Here is a 15,401-nt window from a genome sequence, read left to right as displayed (position 1 = left end):
GCTGAGCTGACCGGTACGATTCATACGTCCGCTGGGGGATTGCTACGGGCGTGTCAATGCTGCAACCTCGTCGTTCTTTTCTGCACGGGGTGGGGCAATGGACTGGAGCGATATGCGGGTCTTTCTGGCGATTGCTCGCAGCGGATCGTTAGGCGCTGCTGCGAAGCAGTTGGGGGTCAGTCACCCCACGGTAGGCCGTCGCTTGCAGGTGCTTGAACAGACCAGTGGCCAGCCCTTGTTTCTACGCACGGTCCAAGGGCTGGTGCTCACGGACACCGGCGAACGGATTCTCGGTCTGGCGGAGGAGATGGAGCAGAGTGCACTGTCGATCGAGCGTCGTCTTGCCGGTGACAGCGATCAGCCTGAAGGGCTGTTGCGAATCTCATGTGCGGAGTGGTTCGCCGGGTATGTGCTGACGCCGGTGTTTCGTGAATTGGCTCGACGGTATCCGCTGATCGCGCCCGAGGTGATACCTGGCCATCGACTCTTCGATCTGGCGCGGCGTGACGCAGACATTGCCTTTCGCATCGTGCCTTTTACCGAACCCGACATCGTGCACCGCAAGCTGACCACCATGCGTTACGGGCTTTACGCCAGCGCCGCCAGTCCCGCGCCAAAGCCCGATGGCGAGGGCGCAGGGCTGTTATTGATGAATATCGCCCAATCCCACTATCCCGATGTGCATTGGCTGCAGCAGCGCTATCCTCTGGCCCGCACCGTATTCACCAGCAGCAGCCGCACGGTGCAGGCCCAGATGTGTGCGAACGGCCTCGGACTGGCGGTCCTGCCGCGCCCGCTCGGCGACCGAACGCCAGGCCTGCAACTGCTGGACCCGGACGAGCCGCCGCCGGGTCGCGACATCTGGATGGGCTATCACCAGGACCTGCGCCAGATGGACAGGCTGCGCGCGCTCGCGGACCTGGCCTCCAGCATGATCGGGTCCGACTGACGAGGCGTCGATGCCTGAGGGATCGTACGCACCCGCTAGCGGGGTTATGTGGCCGACGGCTGGCGCAGCAGGCTGAAGCTCAAGCCGGCGCCCAACGCCAGGAACGCGGCGATGCAGAGAACGGAAACGCGGAAAGCGTGGGTGATCGTCTCGGGGTCCGTATTCATCCCTGACAGCGTATAGAAGACCCCGCCAATCACTGCCACGCTCAGCGACGTACTGATCTGCAAGGTCGCGCTGGTGATCCCCGCGATCATGCCCGAGTAGGCTGGAGCAACCCTTCCTGTGACCATCCGCATCAACGTCGGCAGGGCCAGGCCTTGTCCAAATCCGATGACGAAAAGAATGACCGCCAGCAGTGAGACAGACGGAGCGACGTCAGTCGGTACTGTGGAGACAAGCCAGGCCAGCGCCAGGAATCCGATGACTTCCAGTGCCATGCCCACAGGATTGACGTAAGCGCCAAAAAGACGCTTGAACGGGCCGGTCGACAAAGGCCCCAGCAGAAAGCCCGCCCCAAAAGGCAGAAAGATCAGACCAGCGTGAAGCGGTGTGGCGTGCAGAGCGCCCTGCAGATAAATCGAGAACAACAGGAAGAACACGCCGATCGCATAGAAGCACAGAGCGACCAGCAGTGCTCGGCCCAGGCCAGGCGCCTTCAGCGCGGTAGGATTGAGCAGAGGTGTACCACCGGCGCGGTGCAGACGGATTTCGTATTGCCAGAACAGCCAGGCCAGAACGGGGGCTGCAGCCAGCGACAGCCACGCCCACAGCGGCCAGCCAGCTTCGCGGCCTTCGATCAAGGGGACGATCAGAGCACCCAGCGTCAGGATCGACAGCCCAGTGCCGCAGAGGTCCAGCTTGCTCGCGTGCGCCGCGCGGGTTTCCTTGAATACGGGAATCCCGAACACCACGACCAACAACGCAATGGGCAGGTTAACCAGAAAGATCGCTCGCCACCCCATTCCCATGACGTTGAGAGAAATCAGAATGCCGCCCAGCGCCTGACCTATCACCGATGCCAGCCCGAATACGGCGCCATAGATGCTCAGCGCCCGCGGTTTTTCAGCTTCTGGAAAAATCGCCTGCACCGAGGCGAGTGCTTGAGGCGCCATGACCGCTGCGGTAATGCCTTGCAGCGCGCGACCGGCAATCAACATCCACGGCGATGTCGCCAGTCCGCAGAGCAGCGATGCCGCCGCGAACCCCACCAGTCCCAGGAAAAACATGCGCCCGCGACCGTAAAGATCACCCAGCCGCCCGCCTGTGATCAGGGTGACGGCGTAGAGCGTCGCGTAAGAAGAGATCACCAGTTGTTCGGCGGAAGAACCGGTCCCCAAATCTTTCTGAATGGAGGGGAGGGCAACGTTCACGATGAAGAAATCCAGAGGCGGGAGAAACGCCCCAACCAACAGGATTACGAACATGAACCAACGCTTGGGATCGTGTGTGATGTCTACGTTTTGAGTCAGGGTAAGAGACATAAAGAGGGTTCCTTTAAGAAACCATTCGGTTCCGGATGGGGTGGATGGGTCGATTAGCTGTCAAGCAGATGCATGCTGCGCTCGACCAACGCGGTCATTTGCGCCTCACGTGCCCCGGTCTTTCCGAGTACCCGCATGCCCTCGATCTGGCAGACCAGAAAATGCGCGATTTCCTGCTCATCGCCTTCGCCGAATTCCCCAGCCGCCTGGCCACGAATGATCGCGCTAGCGTAGAGCTGCTGAGTGCGGTCGAGCATGCGGGCGATCCGCTGCCTGACCTCGGGTTCCTGCGCGATCAGTTCATTGGCTACGGCAACCAGCATGCATCCGCGTCGTCCTTCCTCACCGGCAGAAGAGCGGGCATGGCGCAGCATGGACTCGTGGATCGCTTGCCTCGCGGTGCCGGGCTGGGAAAGGATGTCGGCAGTCATTTTCAAGGCTTGTGCGCAATAGATATCGAGGGCTGCCAGGAGGATGCCTTTCTTGTCGCCGAAGGCTTTGTACAAACTTCCCCGGGACAACCCGGTGCCTTCGATCAGGTCGGGCAACGAGGCGCCTTCATAGCCGCGATCCCAGAACACGTTCATGGCATGGCGGGCGGCATCCTCCAATTCGAACTGTCGTGGACGCCCGGGTCCGGGTGCATGAGTCATCGATCGGAACTCCTGAGTGTCGGTTCAGGCCGAGAACCGATCGGTTCCAATCTAAAAGAATTTTTCCGCGTTTACGCCTCACAAAAATGTACGCCCCGCGTGCATTTGTGGCAGTGCCCATCACGCTGAATGACTTCCACAATGGCTCACAGTGGTTCCAGTCGATCCACCCAGCCAACACTTGAGGAGTCAGACATGGCAGGAACATTCACTGATCGGATTGCAGTCGTCACAGGCGCATCCACCGGCATCGGATTTGCCATCGCACAGGGGCTGATCGAGCAAGGTGCTAAACGCGTATACATCACTGGACGTTCGGCCGGCACGCTGGAGGCTGCGGTCGAAAAATTGGGTGAGAAGGCAGTGGCGGTGATTTCCGACGTTTCCCGCCAGGCTGACCTTGATGAACTCAAGGCGGTGATCAAGGCGAATGGCGATCAGGTGGACGCGGTGTTTGCCAACGCCGGTATCTGCGAAAAAAATCCGGTGGGCGAGACCACCGAGGCCGCCTACTACACCCTGTTCGACATCAACGTGAAGGGCGTCTTCTTTACCGTTCAGACACTGCTGCCGCTGATGAAGAACGGCTCCGCGATTGTCCTGACAGCCTCGATCTGCTCAAGCAACGGTCTGGAAGGGTTGAGCCTGTACAACGCATCCAAAGCCGCCGTGCGGTCTTTCGCACGCACGTGGGCCAACGAACTCAAAGGCCGCAAGATCCGCGCGAATGTGGTCAGCCCCGGCTTCACCCGCACCCCGATCCAGGACAACGGCCTTGGGATGAGTGAAAGCGAGATCGCCGAGTTGCGCAAATACGTCGAGCAGATCACGCCGCTAGGCTACATGGCCGAGCCGGAAGAAATCGCTTCGTCTGCGCTGTTCCTGGCGTCCGACGATGCGCGTTACGTCAACGGCGTCGAGCTGATGGTCGACGGCGGCCTGTCGCAAATCTGAAGTTCCTCATGCCCCGCTGCCCCTTTGTAGGGGGCGCTCCTGACTGGACAACGTTATGAACATCGAACAATTGATCGCTCGGCTGGACGCATTGGAAAGCCGTGCGGCTATCGACACCCTTATTTCCTCCTATGCGAACGCTTTCGATCGCTTGGACAGAGCACTTTTGCAGAGCATCTGGCACGCCGATTCGACCCTTGATCTGCCGGGTTTCGGAAACGCCGCCAGCCGCGATGACATTCTGCTGATGGCTGAAAACAGCTGGCGACAGATGCCCCATATGCACCACTGGATGAGCAACCCGCTGATCAAGATCGACGGTGACAGCGCTGCCGGCACCGTGGCCGCGGACTGTGTGTTCTACGACATCGAGAAAGGCCCCGTGCAAGTCAGTGGGCTGTATCACGACACGTTCGAACGACGGTCAGGGCAGTGGGCGTTCAAGTCGAGGTATTTCGAACTCCATTACCTGACCCCCTTGAAAGACTGGGCCCCCATTGCGGGCAACGAGGGCTTCGGGCGGCAACAGCCTTCTCCCGAGCAAGGCTGATCGACTGAGGCGTTGCCAGCTGAGCTGCTGCCAGAATGAGCGAAGGCTTGGGTTACAGAAGCGAAATGGGGTATTGAATGATCAGGCGGTTCTCGTCGAAGCTGCTGTTGCTGCCGTAGTTCCTACGCAGGGTGGAGTTACGCCAGCGGAGGGTTAGAGATTTGAGAGGGCCGCTTTGAAAAACATACGCCAGTTCCGATTCCCGACCTCGGTCTTCCCCATCTTTGATCGTGGTGGTGTGTACGTTTGTCCCCTTGATAAACCGGTTCATCATGGTGAGCCCCGTTTTCTAAAAGCGTCTCCAATGCCAAGGCTTGAGCCACCGCATGGGGGCAACCGAGCAAGGCCAGGGGTTGACACCGGCAACAGGTTCTTCGCATCCCGGGCTGGCTAGGCAGGTGAACCCTCACGTTGATGACAGCTTTTCAGGTTTTCAGCGAGATGCGGTAGACCTGTGCGGCTGTGCCCGAGAACAATCGCTCTTTTTCGCTCTCGCTCGCTGACTGAGCAATCAGCTTGAATGCGTTCCATACCGTGGCGTAGTGCCCGGCAGCACGATCAACCGGAAAATTACTTTCGAACATGCAGCGTTCAGCGCCAAAGGTCTCAATCACAAACTCGGCAGTCGGTCGCCACAGTTCAGCGAGCAATTGCGAAGACGGTGGTGTGAGATATTGCTCGAAATGGTAACCAGAAATAGCGATCGCATAGCCACCGATTTTCACGAACACATTGGGGCAGTCAGCGAGTTGCCTCACTGAGCGTTGCCACTCAGCGAATACCTCGCGGCGGCGTTGTGCGTGTTCAAACACACCCAGGATGCCGCCCAAATGATCGAGCACGATGGGCACCTCCGGAACAGCCCTTGCGAGGTCTACCACTTCTTGGATCTGGGTATGGTAAATCCATGCATCGAAGGCTAATTCATGCTTCGCCAATTGCTGTAATCCGCGACGGAAATTAGGGTCGGCAAAAAGCTGGCGCTCAGGGCGTGGCAATACACCGAAACGGAAAGCTTCGCTTCTGGCGGCAGCACACCGGATGCCTCGAAAACGCCCGTTGGCCGCTTCTTGATGCGCCACGAGCACATCTTCGACTGCCGCTCCCATCGTGAGGTCCGCATGACCCACAATTGCAGCGGCGATCTCGGCACGCGCGCCCTGGGCGAGGGCCTGTTCGGCGATTCGGGTCACGGCTTCCGTTTCGCCGACAGGCTTCAGTGGTTCTGGCCCGGTAGCCCGGTAGTTCCAGCCACACTGAATGAAGACGGTAGCTTCGACGCGGTGACCCGCTTCAACGTCGGCGAGTTGCTCGTTCAGCCCGTACCCCGCCCAGTGATCCGTGAAATGGAAATGGGCATCGATAATGCGGCGCCCCGGATCCAGAATGGTTTCGGGGCTGTCAGCATACCAATCAGGGTTCAAGCGCGGTGCCTTCAGCATGGGCAGCAGGTCGTCTTGCGTGTGGGTAGTGGTTGGCATATTCATGTCTGTCCTCGAAAAACTGCTTAGGCATGACGGTATCCACCGTCGCACTCATCTCGGTAAAAAGGCTTGGCGGTTATTCGATCGCCAAGGGGCGTCCCGCTGTTTCCTTGAGGCGCAGCAGCACCAGGAAAGAGATCAGTCCTGCGATGATCAGGATCCAGGCGGGGGAGGTCGGCGAACCGGTATACGTCATCAGCCAAGTGGCGATGTAAGGGGCTGATCCGCCGGCGGCAATCGCCGCGATGCTGATGCCAAGGTTGATGCCGCTGGTGCGAACACTGGTTGGCAGTAGCTCGCAATACAGGGTGTAGTTGGTGGACAAGTAGGCCGCCTCAAGCAGCCCAAGTGCGACTTGCGACGCCATGGCCGCGCTCACAGATAGCTTCATTGCCAAAAAAAGCGGATAGGTAAACACCATGAAGCACAGCGTTACGCCGATCAGCATTGGCCGTCGACCTATTTTATCGCTGAGCAATCCGAACGGATAAATGGCTAGAGCAGCAACCGTCATTGAAAGGGTGGCAGACCAACCCGCCATCTGCGCCGTCATAATGCCCTGCTGTTGAAAATAGGTGACCAAGTACGTAAAGGGCAGGTAGTAGCCTGCCATCGCGCACGAACCGATGCAGGCAATCGCCAACAGCGGACCGGGGTAGCGGCGCAGCAGGATCAGGGTAGGGGCTTTCTTGACCTTGTTTTGCCGCTCGAGCTTCACGAAGTCTGGAGTCTCCTCCATTTTGTGCCGGATCATCAGCGCAATGATGCCCATAGGCGCTGAGATCAGAAATGGCAGGCGCCAGCCCCAGTCCAACAGTTGTTCATGGGTCATTAGCATGTTCAAAAGCGCAACCGCGATTGCACCCCCCATGGTCCCCACCAGGCAGCCGATTTGCGTGGTGCTTGTCAACGCCGCTCGCTTCGCGTCAGGCGCCACTTCGGCCACATAAGTAACGGCCCCGCCCATTTCTCCGCCGGCGGCCATGCCTTGAATGCAACGCAACAAACACAGCAGCACAGGTGCGGCTATACCTGCTGCAGCATAAGTGGGTAAAAGCCCGATGCAGGCCGTGGCACCCACCATGCCCACCACAGACACCAGTAGCGCAGGCTTGCGACCGACTTTGTCTGCCAATGCGCCTAACAGGATGCCGCCTATGGGTCTGACCACGAATGCGACGCCGAACACCGCGAAGGTGTAAAGCAGGGCGAGCGGCTCGTCCGCCGGGAAGAACAAGGCAGCTAGGGTCGTGGCCAAGAAGGCGTAAGCGGTGTAGTCGTAATACTCGATCAGCGTGCCGATTGCTCCGGCCCAGACGACCTTGCGGATCGAGCGAGTGTCGTGGACTGCGGACGTGGGGGGCGTGTCCGCCATGGCTGCATTACCGATATTGTTCATATTCTTGTGCTCGCTACGGCAGTAAGAGGGCGTGGCCTGAATGGGAACAGGCCATGCGTGTTCTACGTGTTCAACTGGCTTGGCTCTGCCGGACAGACTTGACCCTAAGGAATTCTCGTAATCCTTCGATGCCGCCCTCGGAGCCCAAGCCGCTGTCTTTGTACCCCCCGAACGGGGTTTCAGGCAGTGACGCCAGCCATTCATTGATGCAGATCGCGCCGCTCTGAAGCATGTGCGACAGCTTCCCTGCTGCAGCGAGGTTGTTGGTGAACGCATACGCTGCGAGCCCGAACGGGAGACGGTTGGCCTCGATAATCGCCTCGTCCAATTTGTCGAATGGGCTGATCAACGCCACAGGGCCGAACGGCTCTATGTTGGCGACGTCCGCGTCCATCTGTGGCTCAATGATCACAGTGGGTTGGAAATAGTAGCCATTGCCTGGCAGGCGTTCGCCGCCGGCGGCGATGCGTAATCCTCGTAAGCGTGCATCCTCTATCAGACGCTCGACCGCACTGCGACGACGTTCATTTTTCAAGGGTCCCATCTGGGTATCCGCATCGAATGGGTCGCCCACTTTGAATGCACGTGCCGCGCGGGTGAACGCATCCACGAACTCATCAAAGATGGGCCGTTGCACCAAAAAACGCGTAGGCGAAATACAGACCTGTCCGGCATTGCGGAATTTGGCAGCGGCGGCGCTCGCTGCGACGTTGGCGACATTCACGTCATCGCAGATGATCACCGGCGCGTGGCCTCCCAGCTCGAGGGTGGTGCGCTTGAGTAAGGCACCGGCTTTGCCGCCAATTTCTTTTCCGACAGTGGTTGCACCCGTGAAACTGATCGATGCAATTTCGGGAGCGGTGCAAAGAATATCTGCGATCCGGGCCGGATCACCAAACACCATATTGATCACACCCGCCGGGATACCGGCATCCGCGGTCGCCTGGGCGATCATCAGTGCGACGCCGGGGGTTTCCTCCGAGGGCTTCAACACGACGGTACAGCCGGCGGCGAGTGCACCCGCAATCTTGCGCGAAGGGGTGATGGCCGGCGCGTTCCATCCGGCAAAGGCGGCCACGACACCACAGGGCTCGAGCACTACGGTTTGGGTCACGCCGGGGGTGCGGGCCGGAATCACACGACCGTAAAGCCTGCGGGCTTCTTCGGCAGACCATTCGAACATTTCCGCGGCGACTACGACTTCTTTCTTGGCCTCGCTGAAAGGCTTCCCGAGCTCAAGCGAGATGTGTTTTGCGATTTCGTCACTACGCTGGCGCATCAACGCAGCGCTGCGGCGAAGCATATTCGAGCGCTCAAGCGCGGAGGTATCGCGCCACGTTTTGAATGCAGCGGCGGCAGCCGCGATGGCGCGTTTCACATCAGTGTCTGAAGCTTGCGGGTAGCTGCCCAGCACGTTGCCGGTGGCTGGGTTGATGACGGTAATCGCGGCGTTTGCCGTACCGGTGCAGAACTTGCCGGCAATGTATTGGGAATAGTCCATGGCGTTTCTCGTCAGTTGTTGTGTTTGTTCGACTTGAAAAAACGGGGAGGGGATCAAATACGTAAAGGCTCAATGCCATTTGCGATGGCCCAGAATTCGGTCATCGACGACGTGTCTTTACCGTCGTACCCAGCGTTGCGGGCCAACTGGAACATTCCGCGCACCAGATTTCCTATCGGGAGCGATACGCCCGAGGATTGCGCTGCTTGGCACGCCAGCGTGAGGTCCTTGAAGCCCAGCGCGATATCGAACCCAGGCGACAGATCGCCGCCGAGCACTTTAGTCGGCCATTTTTCCTTCAACTGCCCATTCACCGCTGTGGTGCCGGTCAACAGGTCGTAGACCTTGCGGGTATCCATTCCGAGGGCCTTCGAAAGGACCAGCGCTTCGGAATTCAATTGGCAGTAGGAGAGCACCATCAAGTTGTTAATCAGCTTCATGCGGGTGCCCGCGCCGGCCTCGCCGCAATGTTGCACCGTTGAGCCCATCTTGAGCAGCAGGGGCTTGAGTGCGTCATGATCAACCGCTGAAGCGCCGAGCATGAACAGTGACTCTCCCCTGTCTGCGCTCGTTGCCAATCGACCGACGGGGGCGTCGGCAAAACGGATGCCGCGTGCGGTGGCGGCGCGGTGAATTTCATCGACCGTATCGGTGTCGATGGTACTGAGCTCCACCAGAGTCGCATCCCGGTTCATGGCAGCCAGGATACCGGCCTCGCCCAACAGCACTTCCCGCGACTGTTTCGGGCCGGGGAGCATGGTAAACACCACATCGGCCTCACTCGCCAGGATGGCCGGGTCCGCTACGGTCTTTGCACCTCGTTCGACAAGCTTTCCGACAGGGTCGGCCTGGATGTCAAAAACCGTCAGGTTGACGCCGTTTTTCAAGAGATTGGAAGCCAAGGCAAAACCCATTCGGCCCAGGCCAATAAACCCGATTTTCACACTGTGTACCCCGCATTAACGTTGAACAGGCTGCTTATTGAAATTGTCATGCCCAAGCCAAGCGTTGAGCCTGGTCGGCAAGTCAAAACGCTTTGGGAAAATGTGGGGGAAGACGGGGACCTTGGCAAAGACCGATTTTCTATGCCAAGCCATGCTCTAGCGGTATAGCTAGGATGGTAGCCATATCGGACTACTTTTCAGGACCTGGACGGGGCAGGCGGTGTATAGGGTGGGACCGCTCACTCACCTAGCCAAGTGGTGTAGCCATACCACGCACCTTCTGTGACCAGACTGCGCATGCTGTGGGTGATGATCTCGGACGCTGCCTGGACCAATCGGGAGGGTTGCTGCTCGCGCAGCGTCACGATGGAAACGACCGAGCGTATCGGGGGGCGCTCGATAGCGATTGCTCGTAGCTTGCCGTCGTCGATTTCGCGTTGCACGGCCGTTTGCGTAATGACGGCATAGCCATGCCCTGCGGCGACGAGCTCTTTGGTCAGACTGACGCTGTCGACTTCCAGCGCGACGTGCAGGTGCGCCCCATGCTGCGCAGCAGCCTGTTCAAGTACCCGGCGGTCTGCGTGCGGAAAGGCTGGGGCGATCAGCGGTAAGTCCGCGACTTCCCGAAACGTCAAACTCTCGCGACCAATCTCACTAAAGTGTGCATCACCTGAGGCTGAAATGAGCACCATCGGCTCACTGTTCAATGGCGCGATATGCAATGCATCCAAGGGTGGTTGGTTGTAGACCACCGCGATGTCCACTCTGCGGTCAAGTACCCATTCCTGAAGCGAACTGCTCAAGCCCTCCCGGATATGCAGCCCTACAGCCGGCCAGGCATTTTTGAAAGCCTCCACGATGGCAGGGGCTACCCATATGCCTACGGCTGGCGGCAATCCCAGTGCCAAATGCCCGGTCAGGTTGTCCTTGGACGCTCGAACGTGCTCGCCTGTCTGCGCCACCAGATTGACAATCATTTCTGCGCGTTCGAGCAGTGACGCGCCGGCGCTGGTCAGACGCACCCCGCGGCCATGCCGTACGAACAGGCTCTCGCCTATTTCCTCTTCCAATTTCGCCACTTGGCGACTCAGTGCAGGCTGGGCGATATGCAGATCGATGGCCGCACGGCTAAAGCTTCCCAGCCGGGCGATGTGAATGAATGAGCGCAGTTCTCGTATATCGATAACCGTATCCCCCAAAAAGATGGAATGTGCGAGCGATACCTAGGTGACGCACTGGCAGTATCGCCATGCCTCGAGTGGGAGCATCTGACGCGAGGTATAACGTAGGAGTATAGGTTTCTATCTCAATAAGGTGTTTGTCAATGACGCTCTTTCGGGCGATGTTGGTCCTCTACAAAAACAACACCGCCTTCCGGGTGAGAAAGAGGTGAATGCGTGACTCGAGTGAACCCTTTGGATGTGTCGTTCATGACGCCTGATCAACGCAACGTCTATAACGCCATCTCGAATGGCCCCAGGGGAGGGGTCCGTGGCCCGTTAGCCGTCTGGCTCCATCGGCCCGAACTGGCGCAGACCGCACAAGCGCTTGGCGCCTACTGCCGCTACGACACGCTACTGTCCCCCAAACTTTCGGAGCTGGCCATCCTGACCGTTGCCCGGTTTTGGTCCTCTGAATATGAGTGGTACGCGCACAAACCCATTGCCCTCGAAGCCGGGGTCGCTGAGGCGACCTTGGAAGCCATCCGTTGCCATTCATTGCCGGCATTCGAACATTCAGATGAGCGAGCCGTTCATGCGTTTGTCAGCGCACTGCAATCGCTCAAGCATGTGCCTAAGTCTCTGTACCGCGAGACAGTTGACGTACTCGGACAGGGGGCTGTTATCGACCTGGTCGGGTTGGTTGGCTATTACACGTTGATTTCGATGACCCTCAATACCTTTGAAATCAATCCACCGTCCGAACATAAAAGAGAACTTGAGTGACTTATGAATAAGCGGCTGGCAGGAAAAGTAGCGATCGTTACTGGCGCAGGGTGTGTGGCCAGCGGCTGGGGAAACGGCCGAGCCGTGGCGGTTCGCTTTGCTCAAGAAGGGGCGAAGGTGTTTGCTGTCGACCGTTCGGTGGACACGATGCAAGAAACCCTCGAACTCATCAGCCAGGACCAAGGTGAAGTCACTTCGATGACTTGCGACGTGACGTCGGGAAAATCAGTCGAAGCCATGGTTGCAGAGTGTGTGAAACGCTACGGCCGTGTCGACATTCTGGTGAACAATGTCGGGGGGTCGTCTGCAGGTGGGCCCGTCGTCCTGGACGAAGCCACCTGGGATGCGCAGCTCGCATTGAATCTCAAGAGCGTGTTCCTTACGTGCAAGTATGTGTTGCCCGTCATGGAAGCCCAGGGGGGAGGAGCAATCGTCAACACTTCTTCGACCTCCGGGCTTCGCTGGAGTGGTGCTGCGCAGGTCGCCTACGCGGCAGCCAAGGCAGGCATCATTCAACTGTCCAAAGTGGTCGCGGCGGAATATGCCAGTAAAGGGATACGGGTCAATACTGTTGTCCCTGGTCAGCTACACACGCCAATGGTCGGCGCTCGGCTGGCCGGTCAGCGGGCCGATGGCAACGTCGAGGCGCTTTTGGAGCAGCGACTTGCCCGAATTCCTTTGGGGTTCATGGGAGACGGTCGCGACACCGCCAACGCTGCGTTGTATTTGGCCTCTGATGAAGCCCGGTTTGTCACGGGCGCCGAGATTGTGGTGGATGGTGGGATGACTGTGCGATGTGATTAGTCGAGGTCTGAGCAAAGATTAAAGCGGATCGGCGGGCATGCTCAGCCGCACACCACATGGTATCCGCCCGTGCAGGAGATATCACGGCTGTTGACTGGAGTTTGGTCGTGAGCAGGATTTGTGTCACTGGCTTCCAAACCTGCGAATTCACCAGCCATCCTGCCATGGATGGCTGACTTCCAGAACCGTATGGCAGTCGATGCCGGCAGACTGTCCGCGATGTTGATGGACGCTCCTTTGCGGGACAGATCCATTTGCGTGATCGGGTAGGGCCTCGAGAAACTGGGCCCCCATTGCGGGCAACGAGGGCTTCGGGCGGCAACAGCCTTCTCCCGAGCAAGCCTGATCGACTGAGGCGTTGCCAGCAGGGCTGCTGCCGGAATCAGCGAAGGCTTGGGTTACAGAAGCGAAATGGGGTATTGAATGACCAGGCGGTTCTCGTCGAAGCTGCTGTTGCTGCCGTAATTCCTACGCAGGGTGGAGTTACGCCAGCGGAGGGTGAGAGATTTGAGAGGGCCGCGACGAACAACCTAAGCGGTCACTCGCTTGTTCTTCTTTTCATCTCATCCCTTGCGCGTTCCATGAGCGCTCGATCACGCCAAGCGACCCGCGACTCCCAGTCTTCGAGCGGGACTAACGCCCGACGTTGGGTTTCGACAGTGGCGACCAGATCCGCCGTCCAAGGATCTTGCTGCCCCCGTTGAGCGCCCATGCGTGCATAGGCGGGCCCCATTTTTACGGCATGTGAAGCAATACCGCCGCGGGTATTGAGGTCCACTGTTTCGAATGGCCCCATGAAGGCCCAGCGCAAGCCAAGACCGTGACTCACCACTTTGTCGATATCAGCCACGCTGCTGATGCCATCACGCACCAGGCAGTAAGCCTCTCGAAGCAATGCACCCTGAAGGCGGTTGAACACAAAGCCTTCGATCTCTTTTTGCAAGCGCACGGGGGTGAGCCCCGCTTCGGCGTAAAGCGCCAGAGCGCATTCAAAATAGTGAGTTTCGGTGAACGGTGCCGGAACGATTTCGATCACCGGCAGCAGGTACGGCGGGTTGCCGGGGTGCGCCACCAGGCATCGACCACGACCGGGCAATGCTTCAGCGAAGCTCGACGCTGTCAGCGCCGACGACGAGCTGGCGAGCACCGCAGTGGGGGGCGCCAGGCGGTCCAGTTGTTGAAACAGCTCGACCTTGAGGTCAAGGCGCTCCGGGGCGCATTCCTGGACGAGGCTGACGTCAGCCACCGCGTTGGCCACATCGCTGCACAGCGTGACCCGCCCATTGAGGACCTCGGGCGTCTCCTCGATCAGCCCGTAGTTGAACAGCTCCGTACATTTACTGGCGATCTCTTGCCGGGACAGTTGCAGCCTTTGAGGGTCGGGGTCTTGCAGGCGCACGCGCCATCCGGCACGCGCAAACACGATAGCGAACGCAACGCCGATGCTGCCAGCGCCGATGACGGCCACGATCTGAGGGGATGTGTGCATGAACTCTCCGTTTTTATAGAACTTATTTCAATGCGTCACGCGCAACATGACGCTACGACCCGGTGCTGTGTGCACGCGGGTGAAGCCGCTGTAACGAACGTCGATTTCCGGGTCTCCGGTGTCGACGAACAATTGGCCATCAGGTAGCTGGGCGATTTTTGCGGCGCTTGCCAGCACGTGGAGGTTGGCGGGGTCGACCCGTGCAAGGACGGCCGCGCTGATTTGCTGATTGCCGCGACCGAACAGGCACCCTTGACCGCCAGTCAGGCTGACGACGAGATGCACCGGATGCTGCGCGGCAAGCGCCAACAGCTCACGCTCGCTGGCATCACGGCAGACCAGCTTATGTCCCAAGTAAGCATCCACACCCAGCAATGTGCCGTCGCCATCGAGCTGCCCGGCCAATGCCTGAACCGTTCGGCCAGGCCCCAGGAAATAGAGGTGGTCGGCGAGCATTTGGCTGGCGAACAGTTGGGCCGCGTCGGCTACGGCACGATCAGGGTTGGTGCTTCCCGCTTTGGCGCTCTGCATGTGCCGCGAGTGTGCCGGTACCCTGGCATAACCGTAGAGCCGGGTGCTGATCCGGTCGCTGCGGGTGGCCTGCTCATCGATATCGAGCACTTCGGCTTCATGGATCGCTACAGGCCCCTCGGCGCACTGTCGGACGAGGTCTCCGGCGTGTTCGGGGGTGCGGGCGAACACCCCGGAATACATCTTCACGCCGCATGGAATGCCGAGCAGCAGGGCAGGAGCAGAGCCCGACGCGGCCATCACGTCCCGTGCCGTACCGTCTCCGCCGCCGAACAGCAACAGATCGATGCCCTCTGCCAGCAGTGCGTGGCAGGCTTCGACGGTATCCCGCGCGGTGCTCACTGTCGGCGGTGTCGCGACCACCCGTGCATTCACCCCTGCCGCGCGGCACGCACGCTCGCCCAACGCGTCGGCCACGGTATACACCTCCACGTTGCTCCCCACGATGCGCTTCAACGCGCGTATGCAGCGCGCTTGGGCTTGCGGCTGGGCGCCTCGCGCCAAGGCCATTTCGACGATAGCGGCCCCGTCGCTGCCCTTTAGACCGGCTGTCCCGCCGAGCCCGGCGTAGGGGTTGATGAGCAGGCCAACCTTGAACGTCATCGATATGAGCCTTGAGACCATTGAGCAGTTGCGGGCATCTGCGATGCGACGTAGATTGTGCGCATTGCAAACTTAAGTTCGCGTTAAAACCATATTGCGTCTGGAGGCGA

General features: G+C 59.3%; 14 protein-coding genes and 2 pseudogenes. 5 read left to right on the top strand and 11 right to left on the bottom strand.

Annotation, left to right across the window (positions count from 1 at the left end):
• Nucleotides 1–97: 97 nt before the first annotated feature.
• On the top strand, nt 98–949 hold the full coding sequence (locus DBP26_RS05705; protein ID WP_108236555.1) for a LysR family transcriptional regulator: 852 nt from the start codon (nt 98–100) through the stop codon (nt 947–949).
• Between the two features lie 44 nt (nt 950–993).
• On the opposite strand, the gene DBP26_RS05700 is transcribed toward DBP26_RS05705, so the two are convergent.
• Together DBP26_RS05700 and DBP26_RS05695 are read right to left on the bottom strand one after the other, a co-directional pair.
• Entirely contained in the window at nt 994–2,433 is a 1,440-nt protein-coding gene (locus DBP26_RS05700; RefSeq protein WP_218565092.1) for an MFS transporter, read from the bottom strand.
• Nucleotides 2,434–2,486: 53 nt separating this feature from the next.
• Nucleotides 2,487–3,086, bottom strand: coding sequence for a TetR/AcrR family transcriptional regulator (locus tag DBP26_RS05695; RefSeq protein ID WP_218565093.1), 600 nt, complete (start codon nt 3,084–3,086; stop codon nt 2,487–2,489).
• A gap of 195 nt (nt 3,087–3,281) precedes the next feature.
• On the opposite strand from DBP26_RS05695, the gene DBP26_RS05690 reads away from it, so the two are divergent.
• Together DBP26_RS05690 and DBP26_RS05685 are read left to right on the top strand one after the other, a co-directional pair.
• Nucleotides 3,282–4,040, top strand: a complete 759-nt coding sequence (locus DBP26_RS05690) for an SDR family oxidoreductase (protein WP_108236556.1) — start codon at nt 3,282–3,284, stop codon at nt 4,038–4,040.
• A 55-nt stretch (nt 4,041–4,095) separates the two neighbouring features.
• Nucleotides 4,096–4,590, top strand: a complete 495-nt coding sequence (locus tag DBP26_RS05685; protein ID WP_108236557.1) for a nuclear transport factor 2 family protein — start codon at nt 4,096–4,098, stop codon at nt 4,588–4,590.
• Between the two features lie 52 nt (nt 4,591–4,642).
• Here the strand turns inward: DBP26_RS05685 and DBP26_RS05680 are convergent.
• The 6 genes and pseudogenes from DBP26_RS05680 to DBP26_RS05655 all read right to left on the bottom strand — a co-directional run.
• Nucleotides 4,643–4,873: pseudogene (locus DBP26_RS05680) on the bottom strand (OprD family outer membrane porin); the annotation flags it as partial.
• Nucleotides 4,874–5,015: 142 nt separating this feature from the next.
• Entirely contained in the window at nt 5,016–6,077 is a 1,062-nt protein-coding gene (locus tag DBP26_RS05675) for an amidohydrolase family protein (RefSeq protein ID WP_256600628.1), read from the bottom strand.
• A gap of 73 nt (nt 6,078–6,150) precedes the next feature.
• Nucleotides 6,151–7,473, bottom strand: a complete 1,323-nt coding sequence (locus DBP26_RS05670) for an MFS transporter (RefSeq protein ID WP_108236559.1) — start codon at nt 7,471–7,473, stop codon at nt 6,151–6,153.
• Nucleotides 7,474–7,543: 70 nt separating this feature from the next.
• Nucleotides 7,544–9,031, bottom strand: coding sequence for an NAD-dependent succinate-semialdehyde dehydrogenase (locus tag DBP26_RS05665; protein ID WP_256600631.1), 1,488 nt, complete (start codon nt 9,029–9,031; stop codon nt 7,544–7,546).
• Entirely contained in the window at nt 9,028–9,918 is an 891-nt protein-coding gene (locus DBP26_RS05660) for an NAD(P)-dependent oxidoreductase (protein ID WP_108236561.1), read from the bottom strand. Before DBP26_RS05660 ends, DBP26_RS05665 begins: the two co-directional genes overlap by 4 nt.
• A gap of 239 nt (nt 9,919–10,157) precedes the next feature.
• Nucleotides 10,158–11,117 carry a LysR family transcriptional regulator gene (locus DBP26_RS05655; protein WP_256600632.1) on the bottom strand — a complete coding sequence of 320 codons (960 nt, stop codon included), beginning with the start codon at nt 11,115–11,117 and terminating at the stop codon, nt 10,158–10,160.
• Between the two features lie 198 nt (nt 11,118–11,315).
• On the opposite strand from DBP26_RS05655, the gene DBP26_RS05650 reads away from it, so the two are divergent.
• Nucleotides 11,316–11,864, top strand: a complete 549-nt coding sequence (locus tag DBP26_RS05650) for a carboxymuconolactone decarboxylase family protein (RefSeq protein ID WP_256600634.1) — start codon at nt 11,316–11,318, stop codon at nt 11,862–11,864.
• Between the two features lie 3 nt (nt 11,865–11,867).
• Nucleotides 11,868–12,668 carry an SDR family oxidoreductase gene (locus DBP26_RS05645; RefSeq protein WP_108236562.1) on the top strand — a complete coding sequence of 267 codons (801 nt, stop codon included), beginning with the start codon at nt 11,868–11,870 and terminating at the stop codon, nt 12,666–12,668.
• Between the two features lie 398 nt (nt 12,669–13,066).
• Here DBP26_RS05645 and DBP26_RS05640 read toward each other — a convergent pair.
• The 3 genes and pseudogenes from DBP26_RS05640 to DBP26_RS05630 all read right to left on the bottom strand — a co-directional run.
• Nucleotides 13,067–13,186 (bottom strand): annotated as a pseudogene (locus tag DBP26_RS05640) (OprD family outer membrane porin); the annotation flags it as partial.
• Between the two features lie 20 nt (nt 13,187–13,206).
• The gene (locus tag DBP26_RS05635; RefSeq protein ID WP_108236563.1) at nt 13,207–14,157 is read right to left on the bottom strand and encodes a 3-hydroxyacyl-CoA dehydrogenase; all 951 of its coding nucleotides are present in this window, start codon (nt 14,155–14,157) and stop codon (nt 13,207–13,209) included.
• Nucleotides 14,158–14,184: 27 nt separating this feature from the next.
• Nucleotides 14,185–15,291, bottom strand: a complete 1,107-nt coding sequence (locus tag DBP26_RS05630) for an ATP-NAD kinase family protein (RefSeq protein WP_158541396.1) — start codon at nt 15,289–15,291, stop codon at nt 14,185–14,187.
• Nucleotides 15,292–15,401: the final 110 nt, after the last annotated feature.

It is taken from the genome of Pseudomonas sp. RIT409, from assembly GCF_003052515.2.
Taxonomy (GTDB): domain Bacteria; phylum Pseudomonadota; class Gammaproteobacteria; order Pseudomonadales; family Pseudomonadaceae; genus Aquipseudomonas.
Note: the sequence above shows the minus strand (reverse complement) of the source record. Positions and strands in the feature narration are given on the sequence as shown.